The sequence below is a fragment of the Kribbella sp. NPDC049227 genome (assembly GCF_043197265.1).
In the GTDB taxonomy this organism is placed as follows: Bacteria; Actinomycetota; Actinomycetes; order Propionibacteriales; family Kribbellaceae; genus Kribbella.
In genome coordinates, this window is record NZ_JBICST010000008.1 from 652807 (window position 1) to 671665 (window position 18859).

At 68.8% G+C, this 18859-nt stretch carries 23 protein-coding genes and 2 pseudogenes; 10 read left to right on the top strand and 15 right to left on the bottom strand.

Features of this window, described 5'->3' with window-relative positions:
• Positions 1 to 36 precede the first annotated feature (36 nt).
• From ACGFH6_RS36250 to ACGFH6_RS36260, 3 genes are all read right to left on the bottom strand, one after another.
• Complete coding sequence (locus ACGFH6_RS36250; protein ID WP_393393447.1) at positions 37 to 672, bottom strand: TetR/AcrR family transcriptional regulator; 636 nt, start codon at positions 670 to 672, stop codon at positions 37 to 39.
• Entirely contained in the window at positions 669 to 1562 is an 894-nt protein-coding gene (locus ACGFH6_RS36255; RefSeq protein ID WP_393393450.1) for an oxidoreductase, read from the bottom strand. Before ACGFH6_RS36255 ends, ACGFH6_RS36250 begins: the two co-directional genes overlap by 4 nt.
• 81 nt (positions 1563 to 1643) lie before the next feature.
• On the bottom strand, positions 1644 to 2081 hold the full coding sequence (locus ACGFH6_RS36260; protein WP_393393452.1) for a peptidoglycan-binding protein: 438 nt from the start codon (positions 2079 to 2081) through the stop codon (positions 1644 to 1646).
• A 209-nt stretch (positions 2082 to 2290) separates the two neighbouring features.
• On the opposite strand from ACGFH6_RS36260, the gene ACGFH6_RS36265 reads away from it, so the two are divergent.
• Complete coding sequence (locus ACGFH6_RS36265; RefSeq protein ID WP_393393455.1) at positions 2291 to 3262, top strand: aldo/keto reductase; 972 nt, start codon at positions 2291 to 2293, stop codon at positions 3260 to 3262.
• Here ACGFH6_RS36265 and ACGFH6_RS36270 read toward each other — a convergent pair.
• Entirely contained in the window at positions 3250 to 3642 is a 393-nt protein-coding gene (locus tag ACGFH6_RS36270; RefSeq protein ID WP_393393458.1) for a MerR family transcriptional regulator, read from the bottom strand. The genes ACGFH6_RS36265 and ACGFH6_RS36270 overlap by 13 nt on opposite strands.
• A gap of 42 nt (positions 3643 to 3684) precedes the next feature.
• Positions 3685 to 4902, bottom strand: a complete 1218-nt coding sequence (locus ACGFH6_RS36275; protein ID WP_393393461.1) for an MFS transporter — start codon at positions 4900 to 4902, stop codon at positions 3685 to 3687.
• A 128-nt stretch (positions 4903 to 5030) separates the two neighbouring features.
• On the opposite strand from ACGFH6_RS36275, the gene ACGFH6_RS36280 reads away from it, so the two are divergent.
• The gene (locus tag ACGFH6_RS36280) at positions 5031 to 5921 is read left to right on the top strand and encodes a LysR family transcriptional regulator (RefSeq protein ID WP_393393464.1); all 891 of its coding nucleotides are present in this window, start codon (positions 5031 to 5033) and stop codon (positions 5919 to 5921) included.
• A 30-nt stretch (positions 5922 to 5951) separates the two neighbouring features.
• Here ACGFH6_RS36280 and ACGFH6_RS36285 read toward each other — a convergent pair whose 3' ends face one another.
• The 5 genes and pseudogenes from ACGFH6_RS36285 to ACGFH6_RS36305 form a co-directional block, all read right to left on the bottom strand.
• Positions 5952 to 6629: a DsbA family protein gene (locus ACGFH6_RS36285; RefSeq protein ID WP_393393467.1), complete on the bottom strand. Its 678-nt coding sequence runs from the start codon at positions 6627 to 6629 to the stop codon at positions 5952 to 5954.
• Positions 6626 to 7105 (bottom strand): pyridoxamine 5'-phosphate oxidase, encoded by a 480-nt coding sequence (locus tag ACGFH6_RS36290; protein WP_393393470.1) that lies wholly within the window; start codon positions 7103 to 7105, stop codon positions 6626 to 6628. The genes ACGFH6_RS36285 and ACGFH6_RS36290 overlap by 4 nt, the downstream gene beginning before the upstream one ends.
• A gap of 38 nt (positions 7106 to 7143) precedes the next feature.
• Entirely contained in the window at positions 7144 to 7776 is a 633-nt protein-coding gene (locus ACGFH6_RS36295) for a hypothetical protein (RefSeq protein ID WP_393393473.1), read from the bottom strand.
• A pseudogene (locus tag ACGFH6_RS36300) lies at positions 7773 to 8279 on the bottom strand (RNA polymerase sigma factor); the annotation flags it as partial. The gene ACGFH6_RS36295 and the pseudogene ACGFH6_RS36300, both read right to left, overlap by 4 nt.
• 55 nt (positions 8280 to 8334) lie before the next feature.
• The gene (locus tag ACGFH6_RS36305) at positions 8335 to 9153 is read right to left on the bottom strand and encodes a phytanoyl-CoA dioxygenase family protein (protein WP_393393476.1); all 819 of its coding nucleotides are present in this window, start codon (positions 9151 to 9153) and stop codon (positions 8335 to 8337) included.
• A 71-nt stretch (positions 9154 to 9224) separates the two neighbouring features.
• On the opposite strand from ACGFH6_RS36305, the gene ACGFH6_RS36310 reads away from it, so the two are divergent.
• Positions 9225 to 10058 (top strand): AraC family transcriptional regulator, encoded by an 834-nt coding sequence (locus tag ACGFH6_RS36310; RefSeq protein ID WP_393393479.1) that lies wholly within the window; start codon positions 9225 to 9227, stop codon positions 10056 to 10058.
• A gap of 96 nt (positions 10059 to 10154) precedes the next feature.
• On the opposite strand, the gene ACGFH6_RS36315 is transcribed toward ACGFH6_RS36310, so the two are convergent.
• A complete protein-coding gene (locus ACGFH6_RS36315) occupies positions 10155 to 10733 on the bottom strand; it encodes an ArsR/SmtB family transcription factor (protein ID WP_393393481.1) in 579 nt (192 codons plus the stop codon).
• 58 nt (positions 10734 to 10791) lie between these two features.
• Here ACGFH6_RS36315 and ACGFH6_RS36320 point away from each other — a divergent pair, with 58 nt between their 5' ends.
• Positions 10792 to 11373 carry a dienelactone hydrolase family protein gene (locus ACGFH6_RS36320; protein ID WP_393393484.1) on the top strand — a complete coding sequence of 194 codons (582 nt, stop codon included), beginning with the start codon at positions 10792 to 10794 and terminating at the stop codon, positions 11371 to 11373.
• Here the strand turns inward: ACGFH6_RS36320 and ACGFH6_RS36325 are convergent.
• Positions 11348 to 12781, bottom strand: a complete 1434-nt coding sequence (locus ACGFH6_RS36325; RefSeq protein WP_393393487.1) for an MFS transporter — start codon at positions 12779 to 12781, stop codon at positions 11348 to 11350. The genes ACGFH6_RS36320 and ACGFH6_RS36325 overlap by 26 nt on opposite strands.
• A gap of 160 nt (positions 12782 to 12941) precedes the next feature.
• On the opposite strand from ACGFH6_RS36325, the gene ACGFH6_RS36330 reads away from it, so the two are divergent.
• The 4 genes from ACGFH6_RS36330 to ACGFH6_RS36345 are packed head-to-tail and all read left to right on the top strand — an operon-like array spanning position 12942 to position 15283.
• Complete coding sequence (locus ACGFH6_RS36330; RefSeq protein WP_393393489.1) at positions 12942 to 13586, top strand: TetR/AcrR family transcriptional regulator; 645 nt, start codon at positions 12942 to 12944, stop codon at positions 13584 to 13586.
• Complete coding sequence (locus tag ACGFH6_RS36335; protein ID WP_393393491.1) at positions 13583 to 13747, top strand: hypothetical protein; 165 nt, start codon at positions 13583 to 13585, stop codon at positions 13745 to 13747. The genes ACGFH6_RS36330 and ACGFH6_RS36335 overlap by 4 nt, the downstream gene beginning before the upstream one ends.
• Before the next feature lie 54 nt (positions 13748 to 13801).
• Positions 13802 to 14149: a VOC family protein gene (locus ACGFH6_RS36340; protein WP_393393493.1), complete on the top strand. Its 348-nt coding sequence runs from the start codon at positions 13802 to 13804 to the stop codon at positions 14147 to 14149.
• A gap of 3 nt (positions 14150 to 14152) precedes the next feature.
• Complete coding sequence (locus ACGFH6_RS36345) at positions 14153 to 15283, top strand: epoxide hydrolase family protein (protein WP_393393495.1); 1131 nt, start codon at positions 14153 to 14155, stop codon at positions 15281 to 15283.
• A gap of 78 nt (positions 15284 to 15361) precedes the next feature.
• Here the strand turns inward: ACGFH6_RS36345 and ACGFH6_RS36350 are convergent.
• A pseudogene (locus tag ACGFH6_RS36350) lies at positions 15362 to 15745 on the bottom strand (GNAT family N-acetyltransferase); the annotation flags it as partial.
• 71 nt (positions 15746 to 15816) lie between these two features.
• On the opposite strand from ACGFH6_RS36350, the gene ACGFH6_RS36355 reads away from it, so the two are divergent.
• Complete coding sequence (locus tag ACGFH6_RS36355) at positions 15817 to 16308, top strand: winged helix-turn-helix transcriptional regulator (protein WP_393393497.1); 492 nt, start codon at positions 15817 to 15819, stop codon at positions 16306 to 16308.
• A gap of 12 nt (positions 16309 to 16320) precedes the next feature.
• Here the strand turns inward: ACGFH6_RS36355 and ACGFH6_RS36360 are convergent, their stop codons facing one another.
• Positions 16321 to 17193, bottom strand: coding sequence for a helix-turn-helix domain-containing protein (locus ACGFH6_RS36360; RefSeq protein ID WP_393393500.1), 873 nt, complete (start codon positions 17191 to 17193; stop codon positions 16321 to 16323).
• Positions 17194 to 17364: 171 nt separating this feature from the next.
• Here ACGFH6_RS36360 and ACGFH6_RS36365 point away from each other — a divergent pair, with 171 nt between their 5' ends.
• On the top strand, positions 17365 to 18195 hold the full coding sequence (locus tag ACGFH6_RS36365; RefSeq protein ID WP_393393503.1) for an SAM-dependent methyltransferase: 831 nt from the start codon (positions 17365 to 17367) through the stop codon (positions 18193 to 18195).
• A 68-nt stretch (positions 18196 to 18263) separates the two neighbouring features.
• Here ACGFH6_RS36365 and ACGFH6_RS36370 read toward each other — a convergent pair whose 3' ends face one another.
• Positions 18264 to 18815: a helix-turn-helix domain-containing protein gene (locus tag ACGFH6_RS36370; RefSeq protein WP_393393505.1), complete on the bottom strand. Its 552-nt coding sequence runs from the start codon at positions 18813 to 18815 to the stop codon at positions 18264 to 18266.
• Between the last annotated feature and the right edge of the window lie 44 nt (positions 18816 to 18859).

An 18859-nucleotide genomic window follows, 5' to 3' on the forward strand; every position in this document is an offset into this window, starting at 1 on the left:
GCCCTCCTTGGTTCACTGCTGCCAACCGGCTGGATACTACGTCGGCTTCCGGGCGGGTCGTGGTGGGCGGAGCTGGTCGCGGCCGTCGAGTAGCGCGAGAGTGGCGCGGGCGGCGGAGGTGGCGGCCCGGGTGGTCGCGCGGGGTCCGGTGCCGAAGCGGCCGTCGAGGAGAAGCGTCGCGTGACCATGAGCGGTCGCCTCGACGGCGCCGGCCAGGGCTTCCGCCGCGAGTCCGTCCGGGGTGAAGGCCTTCACCGAGTCCAGGAACACTTCGTCGATCGGCCGTTCGGCAGCCGCGATCTCGGGATGACGGGTCTTGTCCAAGCTCGATCCGAACTCGGTCGAGAACAACAGCTGGAACAACGCCCGGTGAGAAGAGGCGAAACGGACGTACGCCCGCGCGATCGCCGCGAGCCGGTCGGCCGGTGTGGCCGACCGTGCGAGTCTCGGCTCCAGCTCGTCGCGGAAGAGTTCGAGGGCGTGGACGCACACCGCGGCGAGCAGGTCGGCGCGGCCGGCGAAGTGTGCGTACGGCGCGCTGACGGCGACCCCCAGCCGGCGGCTGGACTCCGCGAGGGAGAAGGCCGCGACGCCGCGCTCGGTGATGAGCTCGATCGCGTCGTCGATCAGTGCCGCCCTGAGACTCCCGTGGTGGTAGGACGGCCGACTCATGCGGCCACCGGATAGCTGACCCCGGTGAGCTGCTCGGACAGTGTCCACAGCCGCATCGCCGCCTCACCGTCGTACGACGAAGGGCTCGTCCGGACCCGGACCGGCGAGCCGGCGTACTGGAACCAACCGTCCGGCCCGTAGCACTCGCCGCCGCGCGCGGACAGGTCGGTCGCCGCGCGGAGCTGCGGCAGCGCGCCTTGGTGGGCGTCCTGGGCGAGCCAGAAGTTGACCGGTCGCAGGGCTCGCCCGATCAGGACCCGTTCGAGTCGCGAGCTCGTTCGCCACAGGTCGGTGCGGGCGTTGCCTGGGTGCGTGGCCAGCGAGGCGGTCGTGGCTCCGGCGGCATCCAGGCGGTGCTGCAGTTCGTAGGCGAACAAGAGGTTTGCCAGCTTCGAGCGGTCGTACGCCGTACCAGGCTTGTACTCCTGCTCTGGATCCAGGTCGAGGCGTCCACGCCGGTGGGCGTTGCTGGTGACGGTGACGACCCGCGATCCGGCCGTCCGCAACAGGTGGGTGAGCAACAGCCCGGTGAGTGCGAAATGTCCGAGATGGTTGGTGCCGAACGTGAGCTCGAAGCCGTCCTCGGTGCGCTGGAACGGCACATTCATCACACCGGCGTTGTTGACCAGCAGATCCAGCCGCGGACAGGTCGAACGGATGTTCTCGGCGGCCTCACGAACCGACCGCAGCGAGGCCAGGTCGAGTTCCACCACACGCGCCCCACCGAGCGCCGCCGCCCCCTTCGCGGTGTCGCGGCAAGCGAGCACGACCGTTGCACCACGCGCGGCCAGCACTCTCGCGGTCTCCAGGCCCAGCCCTGCACTCGCGCCGGTCACCACGGCGATCCGCCCGGACTGATCGGGTACGTCGGCTGCGGTCCATCGAGCCATGATCTGAGCATAACTCAGAATCTGAATACCTTTAAGTTCCCCAGCGCTTGCGGCCCGCCGGAGCGGGCCGCAAGTCTGTGGTCAGTTGGCCATCTGGTTGTTGCCGTGCACCAGCATCGAGTTCAGCGCGGCCCGGGTCGCGGCGTTCAGCTGGCCGGTCTGCGGCAGGTGCGCGTCGCGCTGCAGGTACTGGATGGCGTACATGGTGTTCGTGTTCTCGATCCCCGTGACAGGCCCGTCGTAGTAATTGAGCTGCGCGAGCTGCTGCTGCAGCGACTTCACGGCAGCCGACGGGACCACAACGGGATTGTTCGCCGGCGTCAGGCCGTGGCCGCCAGTGCCCGGCTGGTACTGGCCGGACGAGCTGGCGCCGGTCGGCGGGGTCGCGGCACTTGCGTGCGCGGGCTCCCGGACTCCGATGACGGCGGCGGTGGCGATACCCGCCACCGCGAGGCAGCTGGCGGCGACGGTAGCGATGATCCAGGCCTTCGGCCTGCCGGCTGCGGTCGTGCTGGGCATTTCGGTTCTTCTTTCTGCTGTGGGTCCGGCTGATCCGTCCCGATAAGGCAACAGTGCGCCCGTCCGGCCGCCGCCACGATCCACCGACCGGCCGATCCACCGGCTGATCCACCGTCCCCCGATCGGTGGATCCGAGGGTCGCCAGGCACCGGTGAAGTCAACAGAAAAAGGCTTGAGCTGGTGTGCACTCCAGGTTCTAACGTCGACACATGGAATACAGAAACCTCGGAGCAACCGGGCTGAAGGTCAGCGAACTGTGTCTCGGCGCGATGATGTTCGGCGGGCAGACGGACGAGCAGGACAGCGCGGAGATCCTGAACAAGTTCACGAACGCGGGCGGAACGTTCATCGACACCGCCGATGTGTACGGCGCCGGCCGGTCGGAGGAGGTGCTCGGCGGCTGGCTGAAGACGCAACGGCGGGAGGACCTCGTCATCGCGACCAAGGTCTGGGGCCCGATGGGATCACAGCCGAACGACCGCGGACTGTCCCGCAAGCACATCCTCGACGCCGTCGACGCGAGCCTGCGCCGTCTCGGGACGGACTACATCGACCTCTACCAGCTGCATCTGTGGGACAACGACACGCCGCTCACCGAGACACTGTCGACCCTCGACACCCTGGTGCGGTCCGGCAAGGTCCGCTACATCGGAGCCAGCAACTTCCACGCGTGGCATCTGCAGAAGGCGATCGACCTGTGCCGGCAGAACGGCTGGGAGTCCTTCGCCAGTCTGCAGCCGCTCTACACCCTGCTCGACCGGAGTCCGGAGTGGGAACTGCTTCCGGTCTGCCGGAACGAAGGCCTCGGCGTGATCACCTGGTCCCCGCTGCGTTCCGGTTGGTTGTCGGGCGCCTTCCGGCGTGGCATGACGGCGCCGCCCGCGGACAGCAAGGCCGCAGGGCCCGGAACGCATTCCTGGGACCGGTACGCCAACGACCACACCTGGGGTGTGATCGACGAGCTGGAGGCGGTCGCGAAGGACGCCGGCCGGACGATGCCGCAGGTGGCCGTCCGCTGGCTGATGCAGCGGCCCGGCGTCACCGCGCCCATCATCGGCCCGCGGTTGCCGAGGTACCTCGACGATCTCCTCGGCGCGGTCGGATGGTCGCTGACGCCGGAACAGGTGGAACGGCTGGACACGGCCAGTGAGCCGGAGCTGCCGTACCCCTACTTCCTCTGAGTGGAATCAGCGGTTTCACGGGCGTCCGCCGTCCTGTAGTAGTTGAGCTTGTCGTCCAGGACACCCAGCGCGACGTTCATCTTCGCGATCTCGTCGCGCAGCCGGTCGCGGTGGCTCTCCAGCAGCTGGACCACGCCCGCGTTGCCGTTCGTGCGGTTCCGCAGGCTGCCCATGAACCGCTGCAGGTCGGTGATCCCCAGGCCGGCTTGGCGCAGGCAGATCAGCAGCCGCAGCCACGCCACGTCGTGCTCGCTGTAGATCCGCTTGCCTCCGGTCGTACGCCGTACCGGACCGAAGAGGCCGAGGCGTTCGTAGTAGCGCAGGGTGTCCAGGCTGAGGCCGGTGCGCTCGGACGCCTCGGCCGGTGCGTATGACGTCATGCCTCCCATCATCCGATCTGGAGTGCACTCCAGGTCAAGCGATCACTTGTGTCGGCGCGCGGTGATGACGGCCGCGATCGCCCCGAGGGACAGGACTGCGGCGAAGCCGATCATCGCGGGCTGGAGTGCGACCTGGTGGATCACGATGCTGAACGCGATCGACGGGAGGCTCATGCCGAGGTAGGCGATGACGAAGAACGTCGCCAGCACACCCGCACGTGAGGCCGGGGCGGCGGCGCCGACGGTTTCGGCGACCGCGCTCTTGAAGAGCAGGCCGGCGCCGCCACCGCTCAAGGCCGCCGCGACGAGCGCCAGCCAGAGCATCGGGTGGTAGAGCGAGACCGCGGTCAGGGCAAGGCCGACCGGGAAGGTGATGGTCCCGGTCACGAGCGCCACGGCCTGGCTCGCGCGGAGCAGGGCGAGTTGTGCGAGGGCCGAGGCCGCGAACGCCGTGAACGGCGCCAGTCCCGCGACGAAGTACGACGTGATGCCAAGCTGACCGCGGACGATGATCGCGCCGAGCGACGAGAACAGCCCCATCACCGCGAAGGCGAAGAACCCCACCGCGGCCGCGGACCCGAAGGCCGCACCCCGGCCGGGGAGCAGTGCGAACCTGGCCGGCCGATCGTTGCCTCTGGCCTCGATGTCCACCGTCTCCGGCGTCGACAGGACGAGCAGGAGCAGCACGATCATCAGCGCGCCGAAGATCGTGTACGACGTCCGCAGCGGAGCCGGTGCCCATTGCGCGAGCGCACCAGCCACCAGGGGACCGAGTGCGAGGCCACCCAGATTCGACGCGGTCGCCACCAGCGCCGGCATCGACGACCGAGGCTCGTCGGGGTGAGCGGCGTGATGGAGGTCGGTCAGATACACCGTCGCCGTGGACGCCATCAGTCCGACCGCGACGCCCGTGAGCACGCGGCCCACCAGCAAGGCCGGCAGGCCTGGCCAGATCGCGAGTACGGCGGACGACAGGATGCCGGTGAGCAGCGCGGGGACGATGATGCGCCGACGGCCGAGCCGGTCGGACAGATGGCCGAGTAGGTGGAAGGCCGCCGCGGCGCCGATCACCAGGACCGCGAAGGCGACGGTGACCGTGGTGGCACCGAAGTGGTCGCGGTCCTGGTAGATCGGCCAGAGCGGCGTCGGGACGGTCCCGAACGCCATCAGGGTCAGGAACGCGGCGGCGACGAACCAGAACCCGGTCAGGTGCCGGGCTCTCGTCGTACGGGCGATCGTAGGTGCGGCGGTGGTAGTCATCGCGGGCGTGGCCTCTCTGGAGGGACATCGGTCTACTGAGACCGAACAGGGCCGCGCTGCCCGGGCATACCAGCTCTGGTGGGACAGTTCTAGATGGATTCCATCTCTGAGAGAGATACAGTCGAGGGATGGAGTTTCGGCATCTGCGCCACTTCGTCGCGCTCGCGGAGGAGCGGAGCTTCACCCGGGCGGCGGAGCGTGAGCACATCGTGCAGTCCGGTCTGTCCACGTCGATCCGGGCGCTGGAGAAGGAAGTCGGTGCGCCGCTCTTCGTGCGCGGCACTCGTCCGGTCCGGCTGACGGCCGAGGGGCTCGCGATGCTGCCGGCGGCGCGCCTGGCCTTGGAGGCGGCGGTCAACGCGCGGCAGGCCGTGCAGGACACGCAGGGGGTGATGGCCGGCGAACTGCGCATCGGCGCCCTGCAGACCGCCGGGCACACGCTACCGGTGTCGTCCTGGCTGGCCGCGTTCGCTGTTGATCACCCGTCGGTGCGGATCCGTGTGCAGCAACTGCCGGCGCTGGCGATGGTGGAGATGGTTGCCGACGGCCACCTTGATTGTGCGCTCGTGTCACTCGTGTCGGATCGGGTCGCCGGTCTCGAGGTCGTTCCGCTCGTTGCCGAGCCGCTGGTGCTCGCCTGTACTCCGACTCATCCGCTCAGCTCGGCGGACGCCGTCAAGCTCACCGATCTCGCCACCGAGCGCTTCGTCGAAACGCCTCCCCAGTGGGCGATTCGTCAGGTGCTCGACACCGCCTTCGACGAGGCAGGTATCGAGCGCGACGTCGTGTGCGAGGTGAACGAGTGGACGATGCTGCTCGACCTCGTCTCGGCCGGCGTCGGCATCGCTCTCATCCCCGAGGGCCTGGCCCTCGACACCTCCGCCGTACGCCTGGTCCCGCTAGCCGGCCCCGACCTCCGCCGCCGAGTAGACCTCGTCCTCCCCACCGGCCCAGCCGCCTCCCCAGCCGCCCGCCGCTTCCGCGACTACGTCGTCAGTCACCCCGAGGCGCGTCAGTAACCCTCGGCCGGATCACGGGTGGCTGGGAGCTCAGACGGCCTGCTTCAGGAGGTGGTCGGGCCAGGTGGGGTTGGTGTTCTGGGCTATCGGGTAGCCGGAGGCGTACGGACCTTCCCAGTGGACGGTGATGCCGGGGTTGTGGATGTTGGTGCCGTCGGGGAGGAACAGGTGAGGGCTGCCTTGGATGGCGTCGGTGGTCGCGACGGCGTGGTCGGCCGTGACGGTGGCTCGGGCGCGGCCGTCGTCCAGGGCCGCGGCGAGTGCGGTGACGTCGATCGAGCCGGCCTCCTTGGCGACGTCGAGGATCACCTGGCGGTGCCCGATCGAGCGCGACTCCTGCCAGAAGGCGCAGCGCAACGCGTAGTCGAGATCCTCCGACTCGCGCAGCCCCTGTTCCTTCGCCGCATGCACGGCTTCGGCCGCGAGCAGCACGGTCGACGGATAGGTCCAGTCCGGCTGCGTCCACAGCCGGAACTCGAGCTCCGGCGCCACCTGACCGAGACCGACGGCCTCGCTGTCGGTGCCCGGCCTCGAGTGCGGACCGTTGAACAACTCGAGCGCGAACGTGTGGTGATCGAGGTGCACCTGGCCGTCAAGACCGAGCCGCTCCCGCGCCGTCCGGAGCCGATGAACGGCCACGAACGCGAACGGACACAGCAAATCCGACCAGACCTGGATCGTCCCGGGCCCGGGAACCGGCGCGATCATTCGTCCTCCACGTGGTCGGCCCCGGCCGGGTTGTTGGTGAAGTGCTCGGGCTTGAGCAGAACCGCCGTACGTCGGTCCGCGACCATCTCGCGGTCGTACTCGTCGAGATCCGGATGCTGTCCGCCCGCCGCGTGGTAGATGTCGCGCAGCAGTAGCCGCAACTGCTCCGCGTCGAGTCCGGGCAGCGGGTCGTCAGGCCCGGCCAGCTCGACCGGCCCGCTGACCCCGATCCACCGCCAGCCCGCCCGGAACACGAGCGTCGCATTCGGATCCCGGCGCAGATAGGTGAGTTTGGCCGTCCGGCCGCGTGCGACCAGGGCGACGACCGGCTCACCGGTGAGTGGATGCGGCAGGACGCCCGCATTCACGACCGAGACAGCCGGCTCCCCGGACCGGCGACGGGTGACGAGCACGGCCAGCCAGTAGTCCTGGCTGCCGAGCTCCCTGATCAGCTCGAGTCCCGCACGGACATCCATGCCAGCGACCTTAACGGACCGTGGTCCGTTTCTCAAGGTCAGCGCGGAACCAGCTCCAGCTGGAAGAAGCTGACCGGGTGCTGGCCCGGGAACAACTTGCCGTACAGGATGACGGGGCCGGGCACCGGGCGGCCGGAGCCGCAGGCCCGGAGGTCGAGGTTGGTCAGGAGCTCCGGCGAGGCGGGAGGCTTCGTGAAGGTCAGGACCGCATGCCCGACCACCTTGTGGTTCTGCAGCACTGCCAGCTCCGCCGAGTCGGCCAGGAACTCGAGGGAACGTGGGAGCGTGACGTCGAAGCTCAGGCTTCCACCCCAGCCCGTTTTGGTTCCCTTTACCGCCGGGCTGGTCAGCACCAGACCCTCCAAACCCGACGGCACGTGCGGAGGGAACCCCTTGGCGATCGTCGATCCGCACTTGGGCAGGGGCATCGCCGCCGGGCTGGCCGGAGCGGGCTTCTTGGCCACCTCGGCATCGGTTCCACCCGGGAGTACGGCGTACGCGCCGGCGGCGATCACGGCCGTGGCGGCCACGGCGGTGAGGCCGGTGATCGCGAAACGCCGGCGGCGGCGCTGGCGGATGCGTGGGAGCAGGTGGTCCTGGTCGAGCTGGACCTTGTCGGTGCCCTCGGCCGCCACGGTCTTGAAGAGGTGTCTCAGGTTGTCGGAAGTCATCGCGTCGTCTCCTCTGGTACGGCGAGTTGGGTGGCGAGCTTGGCGCGGGCGTCGGCGAGATGGCGCTTCACCGTGCCCTCCGCGCAGCCGAGCTGGTCCGCGATCTCGAGGACGGACAGATCCTCGTAGTACCGCAGTACGACGCAGGCACGCTGCTTGGGGGACAGGGTGGCGAGCGCCTGCCGGACCTCGTCGGTGGTGGTCCGGTCGTCGTCGTGGTACTCGACCGGGTCCACCAGCAGGTGCCGGTTCGCCCGCCACAACCGCGCTCGGCGGTGTCCGTCGACGTACTGGTTGAGCATCGCGCGCCGGACATAGCTCTCCAGCTGTGAGACGTCGTCGCTGACCCGCAGCCGGCTGAAGACCCGCAGCAGCGCGTCCTGCACCAGGTCGGCCGCCGCGGCGGACTCACCCGTCAGCAGGTACGCGTACGCCCGCAAGGACGCGCCGCGCGCCGCCAGCAGGTCTCTGAAGACGTGCTCCCAGTCAGCCATCGACACCTTCCTGCCGCCGTCCTGTCACCTATCCAGACGAACAGCGGCCACGGGGCGTTGGGGGCTATTTCGGATCGGTTGGCCAGAGCAACGGCTGGATCGCGGGGTCGGTGTAGTCGGGGCCGTCGATGGTGGGGTCGGTGCGGGCCAGGGTGTCGTTCGGGTGACTCGCGCCGGGGCGCCAACGGTTGGTGGTGGGTTGGAGGTGGATGGCCAGCGCGCGGCGGGCCGACGTACTGCGGTTGGCGGAGCTGCCGTGGACGGTGCGGCAGTGGTGGAAGCTGACCTGGCCGCGGCGCATCCGGGGTACGACGGGAGTCGGGTCGAAGCCCTGCGCGACGATCGAGGCCTCGAGGGCATCGGCGTCCTGGGAGAAGAAGTCGAGGCCGGTGATGTCCCAGCGGTGACTGCCGGGCAGGAACGACACTGCGCCGTTGACCTCGTCGACGTCGTGGAACCCGACCCACGCGGTGAGCATGTCGTCCGACGTACACGACTGCCAGTACTGCCGGTCCGTGTGCCACCCCACGCGCGCCGAGCCGCCCACCGGCTTCCGGAGCAGTTGGTCGTGCCACAGCCGGATCCCGTCCGCACCGGACAGTGTGGCGGCCGTCGCACCGATCGCCGGGTGCCGGACCAGCGCCGCGAGTTCGTCGACGCGGAGCGAGGAGTAGTCGTTCTTCCGCAGTACGTCGCCGTCCGACGGCTGCCAGCCACGTGTCGCCGGCAGGTCGGGGAGGGAGTGGTCGTGGTCGCCGGCGTAGAAGCGCTCCATGCCGCGCTCGGCCGCGTCGAGTACGTCGGGTGGCACGATCACCGGCGAGATCCAGTAGCCGTGCTCGCGATAGAAGGCGATGTCGTCAGGCCCGGGAAGTTCTGTCATGCCGGCAACTGTAGGAAAGCGCGACGATCCGCCGCGTTGCCGTTGTTCAGTCGACTGGACACAATCTTCAGGTGTCTCTGACCCAGCCTCATGGGCTGCGCGCGGGCTTCCACGCCGACGTACACGACCCTGTCAGCGGTCTCGTGCACGCCGGTGAGCAGTGGGTCCCGGAGCAGTTCCTGATCGAGCCACACCAGCATCCGGTGTGGGAGATCTACCTGCAGTTGCACGGTGTGACGCGCTGGGTGGCCGGTGAGGCGAGCTACCTCCTCCAGCCCGGCCATCTGTTCGCCGTACCTCCTGGTCTCGTGCATCATCTGGCCGGTCGTTCGGGCAACCACCACTTCTACTTCGCCGCCATCGACCTGGATCCCGTCGTACGACGCCAGCCCGCGCTGACCCTGGATTGGCCCACAACCGTCGTGCACCGCGAGGCGGGCGAGGTCGCGCATGCCTTCGCGCAACTCGTCCGGGAGCTGACCACCCGCTACGAGTACTCCGACACCGGGCTGGCGCTCGCGGTCGATCACCTGGTGCTGTCGGTCGCGCGGGCGATGGCGCCGACCGCCGCGCCACAACTGGCGATGCATCCGGCGGTGCGGACCGTGAAACGCCTGCTGGAGCAGGAGTTCCACGAACACTGGACGCTTCGACGGCTCGCTGACCGGGTCGGCCTCGCGCCGTCGTACCTGGCCGAGCTGTTCGCCGACCATCTCGGTCAACCGCCGCACCGCTACCTCAACGAGCGCCGCATCGACCGCGCCCGGCAGCTCCTGGAGTCCAGCGACCTGACCATCACCGCACTGGCCCTGTCCCTTGGCTTCAGCTCGAGCCAGCACTTCGCCCGGGTCTTCCGCCAACTGACCAACACCACCCCGAGCGCCTACCGCTCAGCGCGCGAGTGACTCCAGCGGCGCGAGCACGGCGGTCGATCCCGAGGTACACCGCTCGCCAGCAGGTAGGTGGCCGTGGCCGAGACGATCGGGCGGCGGCGGAGCAAGTCAGTCCTCTGGCGGTGGGGGCAGGGTCGGGTAATCGATGATCGGGTAGAGACCGACAGTGAAGCCATAGGTGGTGTCGCCGGAGCGCGGCAGCTTGTCGAAGCTGTGGATCAGCCGGTCGACCGCACGCCAGAACTCCGCAGCGCGTTCCTCCGGGATCCGGGCGTGGCGGATGAACGACCGCAACTGTCCGGCGTCGTACGCCGTCCTGGACTCCTCGGCGGCGACCTCGAAGTCGTTGAAGTCCGGCGGCAGTTCGACCCCGTCCACCCGCCGGCCGAGGCCGACGTAGAACATCCGCGCGGCCCGGCCGTAGAACCGCTCCTCGATGGCGCGGACCCGCCGGGTCCGGACGACCTTCAGGATCCCGGCATCCGCCAGCACCTTCACGTGATGAGCCACGGTGCTCTTCGGGCGTTTGACGGCGGTGGCCAGCTCGGTCACGGTCGCGGCGCGCTCGTGCAACAGGCCGAGGATCGTCGTCCGCAGCGGGTCGCTGATCGCCCTGACCTGCTCGGCCGTCGTCAGCTCGATGGTGTCCTCGAGCTCGTAATCCGGCACCGGGCTGTTGATCGACATGATCGGATTAGACTAGCATCACGGATTGTTCGAAATATCTGGATCATTGGAGCGGATCATGGCCGAGGTCGTGCTGTACCACCACGCGCAGGGACTCACCGACGGGGTGAAGACCTTCGCCGACGAGCTACGGCAGGCGGGCCACACCGTCCACCTGCCGGATCTCTACGAGGGGCGCACGTTCGCCACCCTCGACGAAGGCATCGGGTACGCGCGGGAGACCGGCTTCGGCGTGGTCCACGAGCGCGGGGTGCAGGCCGCCCAGGGGCTCGGCGAAGGTCTCGTCTACGCGGGCTTCTCCCTTGGGGTGATGCCGGCGCAGCAGTTGGCGCAGACGCGTCCCGGCGCGAAGGGCGCGCTGTTCTTCGACGCCTGCCTGCCGGTGTCCGAGTACGGCGAGTCCTGGCCGGCCGGCGTACCGGTCCAGATCCATGGGATGGACGAGGACCCGTTCTTCACCGAGGAAGGCGGCGACCTGGACTCCGCACGGGCCCTGGTCGCCGGCACCGACGAGGCGGAACTCTTCCTCTACCCCGGCAAGGTGCACCTGTTCGCCGACTCCTCGCTGCCCGGGTACGACGAAGCCGCGGCGAAGCTGCTGACGAGCCGGGTGCTCACCTTCCTCGAACCGATCCGCTGACCCCGCGGGCCGGGATGAACGAGGCGATGGCCAGGGCGGACAGGGCCGCGCCGGCGCCGATGATCAGGACCACGCGGAAGCCGGTCTGGGACGGCAGCGTGTAGCCACCGAGGTTGATGGTGAGCTGGGCCAGGATGACGCCCGCCACCGCACTGGACACCGACGTACCGATCGAGCGCATCAGGGTGTTGAAGCTGTTCGCGGCCGCCGTCTCCGACACCGGGACGGCGGCCATGATCAGCGCCGGCATCGCGCCGTACGCGAGGCCGATGCCCGCGCCGATCAGCAGTGACACCAGGACGAGCTCCCACACCGAGCCCATCAGCACGCTGCCGAAGCCGTAGCCGGCCGCGACGACGACGGCGCCGAGCATCAGCGTGACCTTCGGGCCGCGGGTCTTCGAGATCCGGGCCGACAGCGGCGCGGTGAGCAGCATGACCAGGCCGGACGGGCCCATCACCAGGCCGGACGCGAGCATCGACTGCCCCAGCCCGAAACCGGTTGCCTTGGGCATCTGCAACAGCTGCGGCAGGACCAGCGACATCGCGAACATCGCGAACCCGAACACCATCGACGCGAGGTTGGTCAGCAGCACCTGCGGCCGCGCCGTGGTCCGCAGGTCGACCAGCGGCTCGGTCGTACGGCGCTCCCACCAGCCCCACACCAGCAGTACGACGACTGCGAACGCGAACAGACCGAGCGTCCGCCCGCTGGTCCAGCCCCAGCCGGCGCCCTGGGAGATCGCCAGCAGCAACGAGATCAGTCCGGCCGACAGGCCGACACCCCCGAGTACGTCGAACCGTCCGCCGGAGCGCACCGACGACTCCGGCACGAACCGCAGGACCAGCCCGAAGACGACGAGCCCGAGGCCGGCCGACACCCAGAACAGGTTGTGCCAGTTGGTGTTCTCGGCGAGCAGCGCGGCCGCGGGCAGACCGAGCGCACCGCCGACGCCGAGGGACGCGCTCATCTGCGCGGTCGCCGTACCGAGCTTCTCGCTGGGGAGTTCGTCGCGCATGATGCTGATGCCGAGTGGGATCACGCCGGACGCCAGACCCTGCAGGGCGCGGCCGACGATCATCGGCGTGAGCGAACTGCTCAGCGCCGCGACGACTGAGCCCGTGACCAGCATCGCGACGCTGATCAGCAGCATCCGGCGCTTGCCGTACATGTCGCCGAGCCGGCCCATGATCGGCGTGGCCACGGCGGCCGCGAGCAGGGTGGCGGTGATCGCCCACGCCGTACCGGCGGCCGAGGCGTGCAGCAGCCGCGGCAACTCCGGGACCAGTGGGATCACCAGCGTCTGCATCAGCGCGACCGTGATGCCGGCCGAAGCGAGCACCGGTACGACGGCACCGGTGCGAACCGGCGCCGGGGCGGGATCGACCTCGGTGGGAACAGCGGACATCGACGCCTCCGAAGGGGACGAGAAGATAGTTGGTTTGCGCAACCATACGTTAAGTCAGGCGGTTGACTTAAACAAGACGGCGAGGCAAGCTGGAAGAGAAGTCGACGCGGAGGTGATCGTCCGTGACGCGCGGTGACGAAGACGGGAGGTGTCCGGTCGCATGATGGCGAAGACGGTGCGGACCCAGCGGGTGAACGCGACCCGCGAGCTGATCCTGACCACGGCCGAGCGGCTGTTCGCCGAGCGCGGGGTGCACGAGGTGTCCAACCGGCAGATCAGCGAGGCGGCCGGCCAGGGCAACAACACCGCGGTCGGGTACCACTTCGGCACCAAGCTCGATCTGATCCGGGCGATCATGCAGCGGCACTCCGAGCCGATCGAGGAGCGGCGGCGCGAGCTGCTGGCCGGGATCGACGGCAGTCCCGACGTGCGGGACTGGGTCACCTGCCTGGTCCGGTCGACGACGGACTACCTGGGCAGTCTGGACAGCCCGACCTGGCTGGCCCGGTTCAGCGCCCAACTGATGACGGACCCGTCGCTGCGCGAGGTGATCGTCGAGCAGTCGCTGACATCGCCGACCATGCGGCAGGTGCTCGACGGCCTGAACGGTTGCCTCGCCGAGCTGCCGCTGCCGGTGCGGATCGAGCGCGGCGACATGGCTCGCAACCTCATCGTGCAGATGATGGCGGAGTACGAGCGTGCTCTGGCCGACGGCACTCCGACCGCGCGCGCCAGTTGGCAGGAGATGGCGACCGGTCTGATCGACGGCATCGTAGGCCTCTGGACCGCACCGGTGACTCGGTGACGGCACTGGTCATCGGTGCATCGGCGGCCGGGCTGTCCACTGTGGAAGCCCTGCGGCGCAAGGGATATCGGGACACGATCGCCGTCCTCGGCGCCGAGCTGTCGTGGGTGACGGCGTACTCGGAGCCGAGATCGCTGCCACCACGCGCACATTGGGGTTGAGCGTGAACCGGTCGGCCCGCGCGCCAACCGCGCGGGCCGACTACAGTGCGGAAGATGATCAACGGTGCGCATGTGATCATCTACAGCCGCGATGCTGAGGCCGATCGGGACTTCTTCCGGGACGTGCTCGGGTATCCCCATGTGGATGCCGGACACGGCTGGCTGATCTTCAAGTTGCCGCCCGCCGAGGTGGCGGTGCATCCGGCCGAGGTGGACTCGCACGAGTTGTTCCTGATGTGCGACGACCTCGACGCGACGATCGCCGAGTTGACGGCGAACGGGGTGGAATTCGTGAAGCCGCCGGAGCGCCAGCCGTGGGGAGTGCTGACGTCGATCCGGTTGCCCGGTGGAAGCGAGCTCGGGCTCTACGAGCCGTTGCATGAGCGCGCGCACGATCTCTGAGTCGTGATCGACTTCAGGATCGACGTTCCGGACGCCGCACTGGAGGATCTGGCCGCGCGGTTGCGGCAGATTCGGTGGCCACGGCAACTGCCGGGCAGTGGGTGGGATCGCGGCGTACCGGTCGAGTACCTGCAGGGGATCGTCGCGCGGTGGCAGGCGTACGACTGGCGGGCGTGGGAAGCGCGGCTGAACGCGTATCCGCAGTACACGACGCGGATCGATGAGCAGACGATCCACTTCCTCCATGTGCGTTCGCCGGAGCCCGCTGCGTTGCCGTTGATCCTCACGCACGGCTGGCCGGGGTCGGTCGCGGAGTTCCTCCCAATTCTCGGTCCGCTCACCGACCCCGCGTCGTACGGCGGTGATCCGCGCGACGCCTTCCATGTCGTGGCGCCGTCGGTGCCGGGACACGGCTTCTCGATCCCGCTCGAGAGCCCCGGTTGGAACCATCGCCGGATCGCGCAGGCGTGGGCGGTCCTGATGCGGGAGTTGGGTTACCGGCGGTACGGCGCTCAGGGTGGCGACACCGGATCGGTCGTGTCCCCGCTGCTCGGGTCCGTCGATCCGTCGCACGTCGTCGGCGTACACATCAACGGCGGCCTGGCGTTTCCACCGATCCTGCCGGAGGACGTCGAGCACCTGACCGAGGTCGAGCGGGAGCGGCTCGCGGCGGCCGAACGGCTGCGTGAGGTCGGGACCGGGTACGCCGAGCTGCAGGGCACGCGACCGCAGACGGTGTCGTTCGGGTTGAGCGACTCGCCGGTCGGGCAACTGGCCTGGATCCTGGAGAAGTTCTGGGAGTGGACGGATCCGGCGCGTGCGCTGCCCGAGGACGCCGTCGACCTCGACCATCTGTTGACGGACGCATCGATCTACTGGTTCACCAACACGAGTGCCTCATCGGCCAACCTGTACTACGAGAACCGGGTCGCGGCCGACGACGCGCTCGAACCGTCCGGAGTGCCGACCGGTGTGGCGGTGTTCCCGACCGATCCGGCGATCCGGCGGGTGCTAGACCGCCGGCACCGCATCGTCCATTGGTCGGAGTTCGACCGCGGCGGGCACTTCGCCGCGCTGGAGGCTCCGGACCTGCTCGTCGACGACATCCGTGCCTTCTTCCGGCTGGTCCGTTAGGCGGGCCGCGACGACGAAGTTCAGCAACGTGCCGTCGCGCTCGACCGTTGCCTCCGGCCACCGGCGGCGGATCATGCGGAGGCTCCGGTCGTTCGCCGGACTGACCACGAACAGGAACCGGGTGGCACCTGCCGCGATCGCGCCGGCCGCGGCCGTCGCCAGCATCCGCACGCCGAGCCCGCGGCCCTGTTCGTCCTCCCTGATGATCACCGCGAGTTCGGCGGTCGATTCGTAGCCGTGAGCCCACGCCCACATCGAGTGCCCGACGATCGTGTCACCCCGGGTCGCGACCCAGGACGCGCCGGTGGGGCAGAGCAGCCGGAGCAAGAGCGCGGGCCGGGGTGGCCGGCCGATCGCGGTCTGGAACCGGAAGTAGAGGCTGAGGTCGGTCAGCCCGGTCAGCATTCGCGCCAGCTCGTCCGCGTCGGGTTCCCCGGCGCGGCGGATGAGCGGCGTACCCATCTGAGTCTGGTTCACGGATTCAGCCTGGCTCGGGTTGGCTGAGTCTGTCAAGCGGACTTATCCTGGATCTCATGAACGAGCAGGTGCCTGAGGCGATGCGCTGGTCGACCGAGAACTGCACGATCTCCCGGACGATGGAGATCCTGGGCGACAAATGGACGTTCCACGTGCTGCGCGAACTCTTCGTCGGCGTACGGCGCTTCGAGGACATCCGCACGCGGGCCGGAGTGCCCCGCCAGGTCCTGACCGATCGGCTCGCCGCGCTGATCGAGCGCGGCCTGATCCGCCGGCATCCCTACCGTCTGCCCGGTCAGCGGGAACGCTACGAGTACCGCCTTACCCAGGCCGGCCTGGATCTGTATCCCGTGCTGGTCGCGATGATCCAGTGGGGCGATCAGTACCTGCCACTGGACGGCGGCCCACCCATCGAGTCGCGCCACCGCGGCGACTGCGACGCACACGTCACAGTCGTCCTCCGCTGCGAAGCCGGCCACGAGCCCGCGCCGCGCGAAGTTGCCCTCCGCCCCGGCCCCACAGCGAAACCCCGCGCACTGGCGGGCTGAACCACCCGTGGGTCAGAGCGCGTCGATGGCAGCGCGGATGAGGCCTTCGGTCTGGCGGGGCTGGGAGGCGGCGATGGACAGCGCGTCCATGGTGACGACGTACGCGTCGAGTTCCTCGCGTTTGTCGAGGTACACCGCACTGGTCAGGTGCTCGATGTAGACGATGTCCGGCAGATCCGTGTCGGTGAAGCGGAGCAGCGTGAAGGCTCCACCTGTCGCGGTGTAACCGCCCTTGTCGAACGGGATGATCTGCAGCGTGACGTTGTGCCGCTTCGACGCCTCGATCAGGTACTCCAGTTGCTCCTTGAGCACCTTCTTGCTGCCGATCGGCCGTCGCAGGACCGACTCGTCGATGACCGCCCACAACCGCGCCGGGCGCCGGCGGGTGAGCACCTGCTGGCGCGTCGTCCGTAGCGCGACCAGCCGGTCCTCCTCGGCCTTCGCCAGTGGCTCGTCCAGCCGGCCGAGGCTGACCACGGCGCGCGCGTAGTCGGGCGTCTGCAGCAAGCCGGGCACGAACTGCAACTCGAACGTACGAATCAGATCGGCCGCCATCTCCAGGCCGAGGTACGCATGGAACCAGGTCGGCGTGAGGTCGTCGTACCGTTGCCACCAGCCAGGGTTGTTCGCCTCCCGCGCCAGTGCCAGCAGGCGATCGCGCTCGTTCTCGTCCTCGAGTTTGTAGAGGGTGAGCAGATCGTCGACGTCGCGCACCTTGAAGCCCACGCGGCCGAGTTCGAGCCGGCTGATCTTCGACTCCGAGCCGCGGATCGCCCAGCCGGCGTCGGTCCGGCTGATCCCGGCCTCCTCCCGCAGACGGCGCAGGTGCACGCCGAGCATGATGCGCAGGGCGGTCGGACCGCCGTACGCGCCCGGTTCCGTCACGCCTCGCCTCCCACAGCAAGCTACCCGGTGCAGACAGCAGGTAGATCATTTCACAACGGAACGTGAACGCGTCCACCCGCACGCCCTTGCGCTTACACCATGTGTTCACCGGCCCCTACTGTCAGTAGAGTCGTCCCACCGACATCCCGATCATTTTGCGAGGTCCTGCTGATGCCCGATGCCACCAACGCACCCAGTTCGATTCCGGTGGGTGTGGACACCACGAGGGCCAGCATCGCCCGGGTGTACGACGCCGCGCTGAACGGCAAGGACAACTTCGAGATCGACCGCGAGGTGCTGCGGCAGGTCGCCACCGTCGCGCCCCAGGTCAACGACCTGGCCTGGTCGAACCGGAACTTCCTGATCCGGGCGTGCCGCTTCCTGGCCGGCCAGACGAACATCACGCAGTACCTCGACTGCGGTTCCGGCCTGCCGACCGCGGAGAACACGCACCAGGTGGTGCAGCGGTTGCGGCCGGAGTCGAAGGTTCTCTACATCGACAACGACCCGGTGGTGCTCGCGCACGGCCGCGCGCTGCTGGAGGAGAACGAGAACACGCTGTTCGTCAGCGCCGACATCTTCGACCCCGACCAGGTGCTCGGCCGGGACGAAGTGCGGGAGTTCCTCGACTTCAGCAAGCCGATCGCAGTGATCCAGAACGGCACGCTGCACCACTACATCGGCAACGACGGCCCGCAGATCATGCAGAAGTACGTCGACGCGGTGGTGCCGGGGTCGTACACGGTGATCGCGCACTTCTACGATCCGCAAACGCCGGAGCACTCCGAGGTCGCCCGGAAGATGGAGGAGAGGTTCGTCCACAGCCCGATGGGCAGCGGGGTGTTCCGCACCCGCGAGCAACTTCTCGAACTGTTCCCCGGCCAGGAGCTCGTCCCGCCGGGCCTGGTCCTGTGTGACGACTGGTGGCCGGACGGACCGCGCATCAAGCCGCTCAACCAGGTGGAGGAGTGCATCGCCGGCGCCGTCGGCCGCAAACTCTGACACCTCGCAGTACGCCGAAACGCCCGGAACCACAGTGGTTCCGGGCGTTTCGTTGCTCAGGGCAAGCGTCAGACGTGTTCGGAGACGAGGACGGCGGTGGACTCCTCGAGGGCCTGGAAGACGTGCGGGAGATCGCCGGGATAGGCGAGGTAGTCGCCGGGAGTGAGTTCGATCGGGTCGTCGGCCGGGCCCACCAGGGCACGGCCCGAGCTGAGGACGACGTGCTCGACCACGCCGGGCATGTGCGGCTCGGACTTCCGGCCGGGGCCGGGGGAGGCGACGATGCGGTAGATGTCGCGGCGGGCGTTCGGTGGGCAGGACGCGACCAGGGTCGCGCTGTACTCGGCCTGATCGGAGTACAGGACCGGCCCCTCGCCCGCGCGGATCACCTGCACCTTCGGCCGCGGCGGATCGAGCAACGTGGCGAACGGCGTGTCCAACGCGACCGCCAGCGCCCACAACGTCTCCACGCTCGGATTGCCGGACCCCGACTCCAGTTGGGACAGCGTGGACTTCGCGACCCCGGCCCGCTTGGCCACCTCGGTCAACGACAGTCCGGCTCGCGCGCGGTACCGGCGCAGCGAGGCCGCGATCACGTCGAGCGGTGCCTTGGTGTCCATCCGTGTTCGCTCCATCGGTCTACTTGTTCGGCTTGACGAACGCA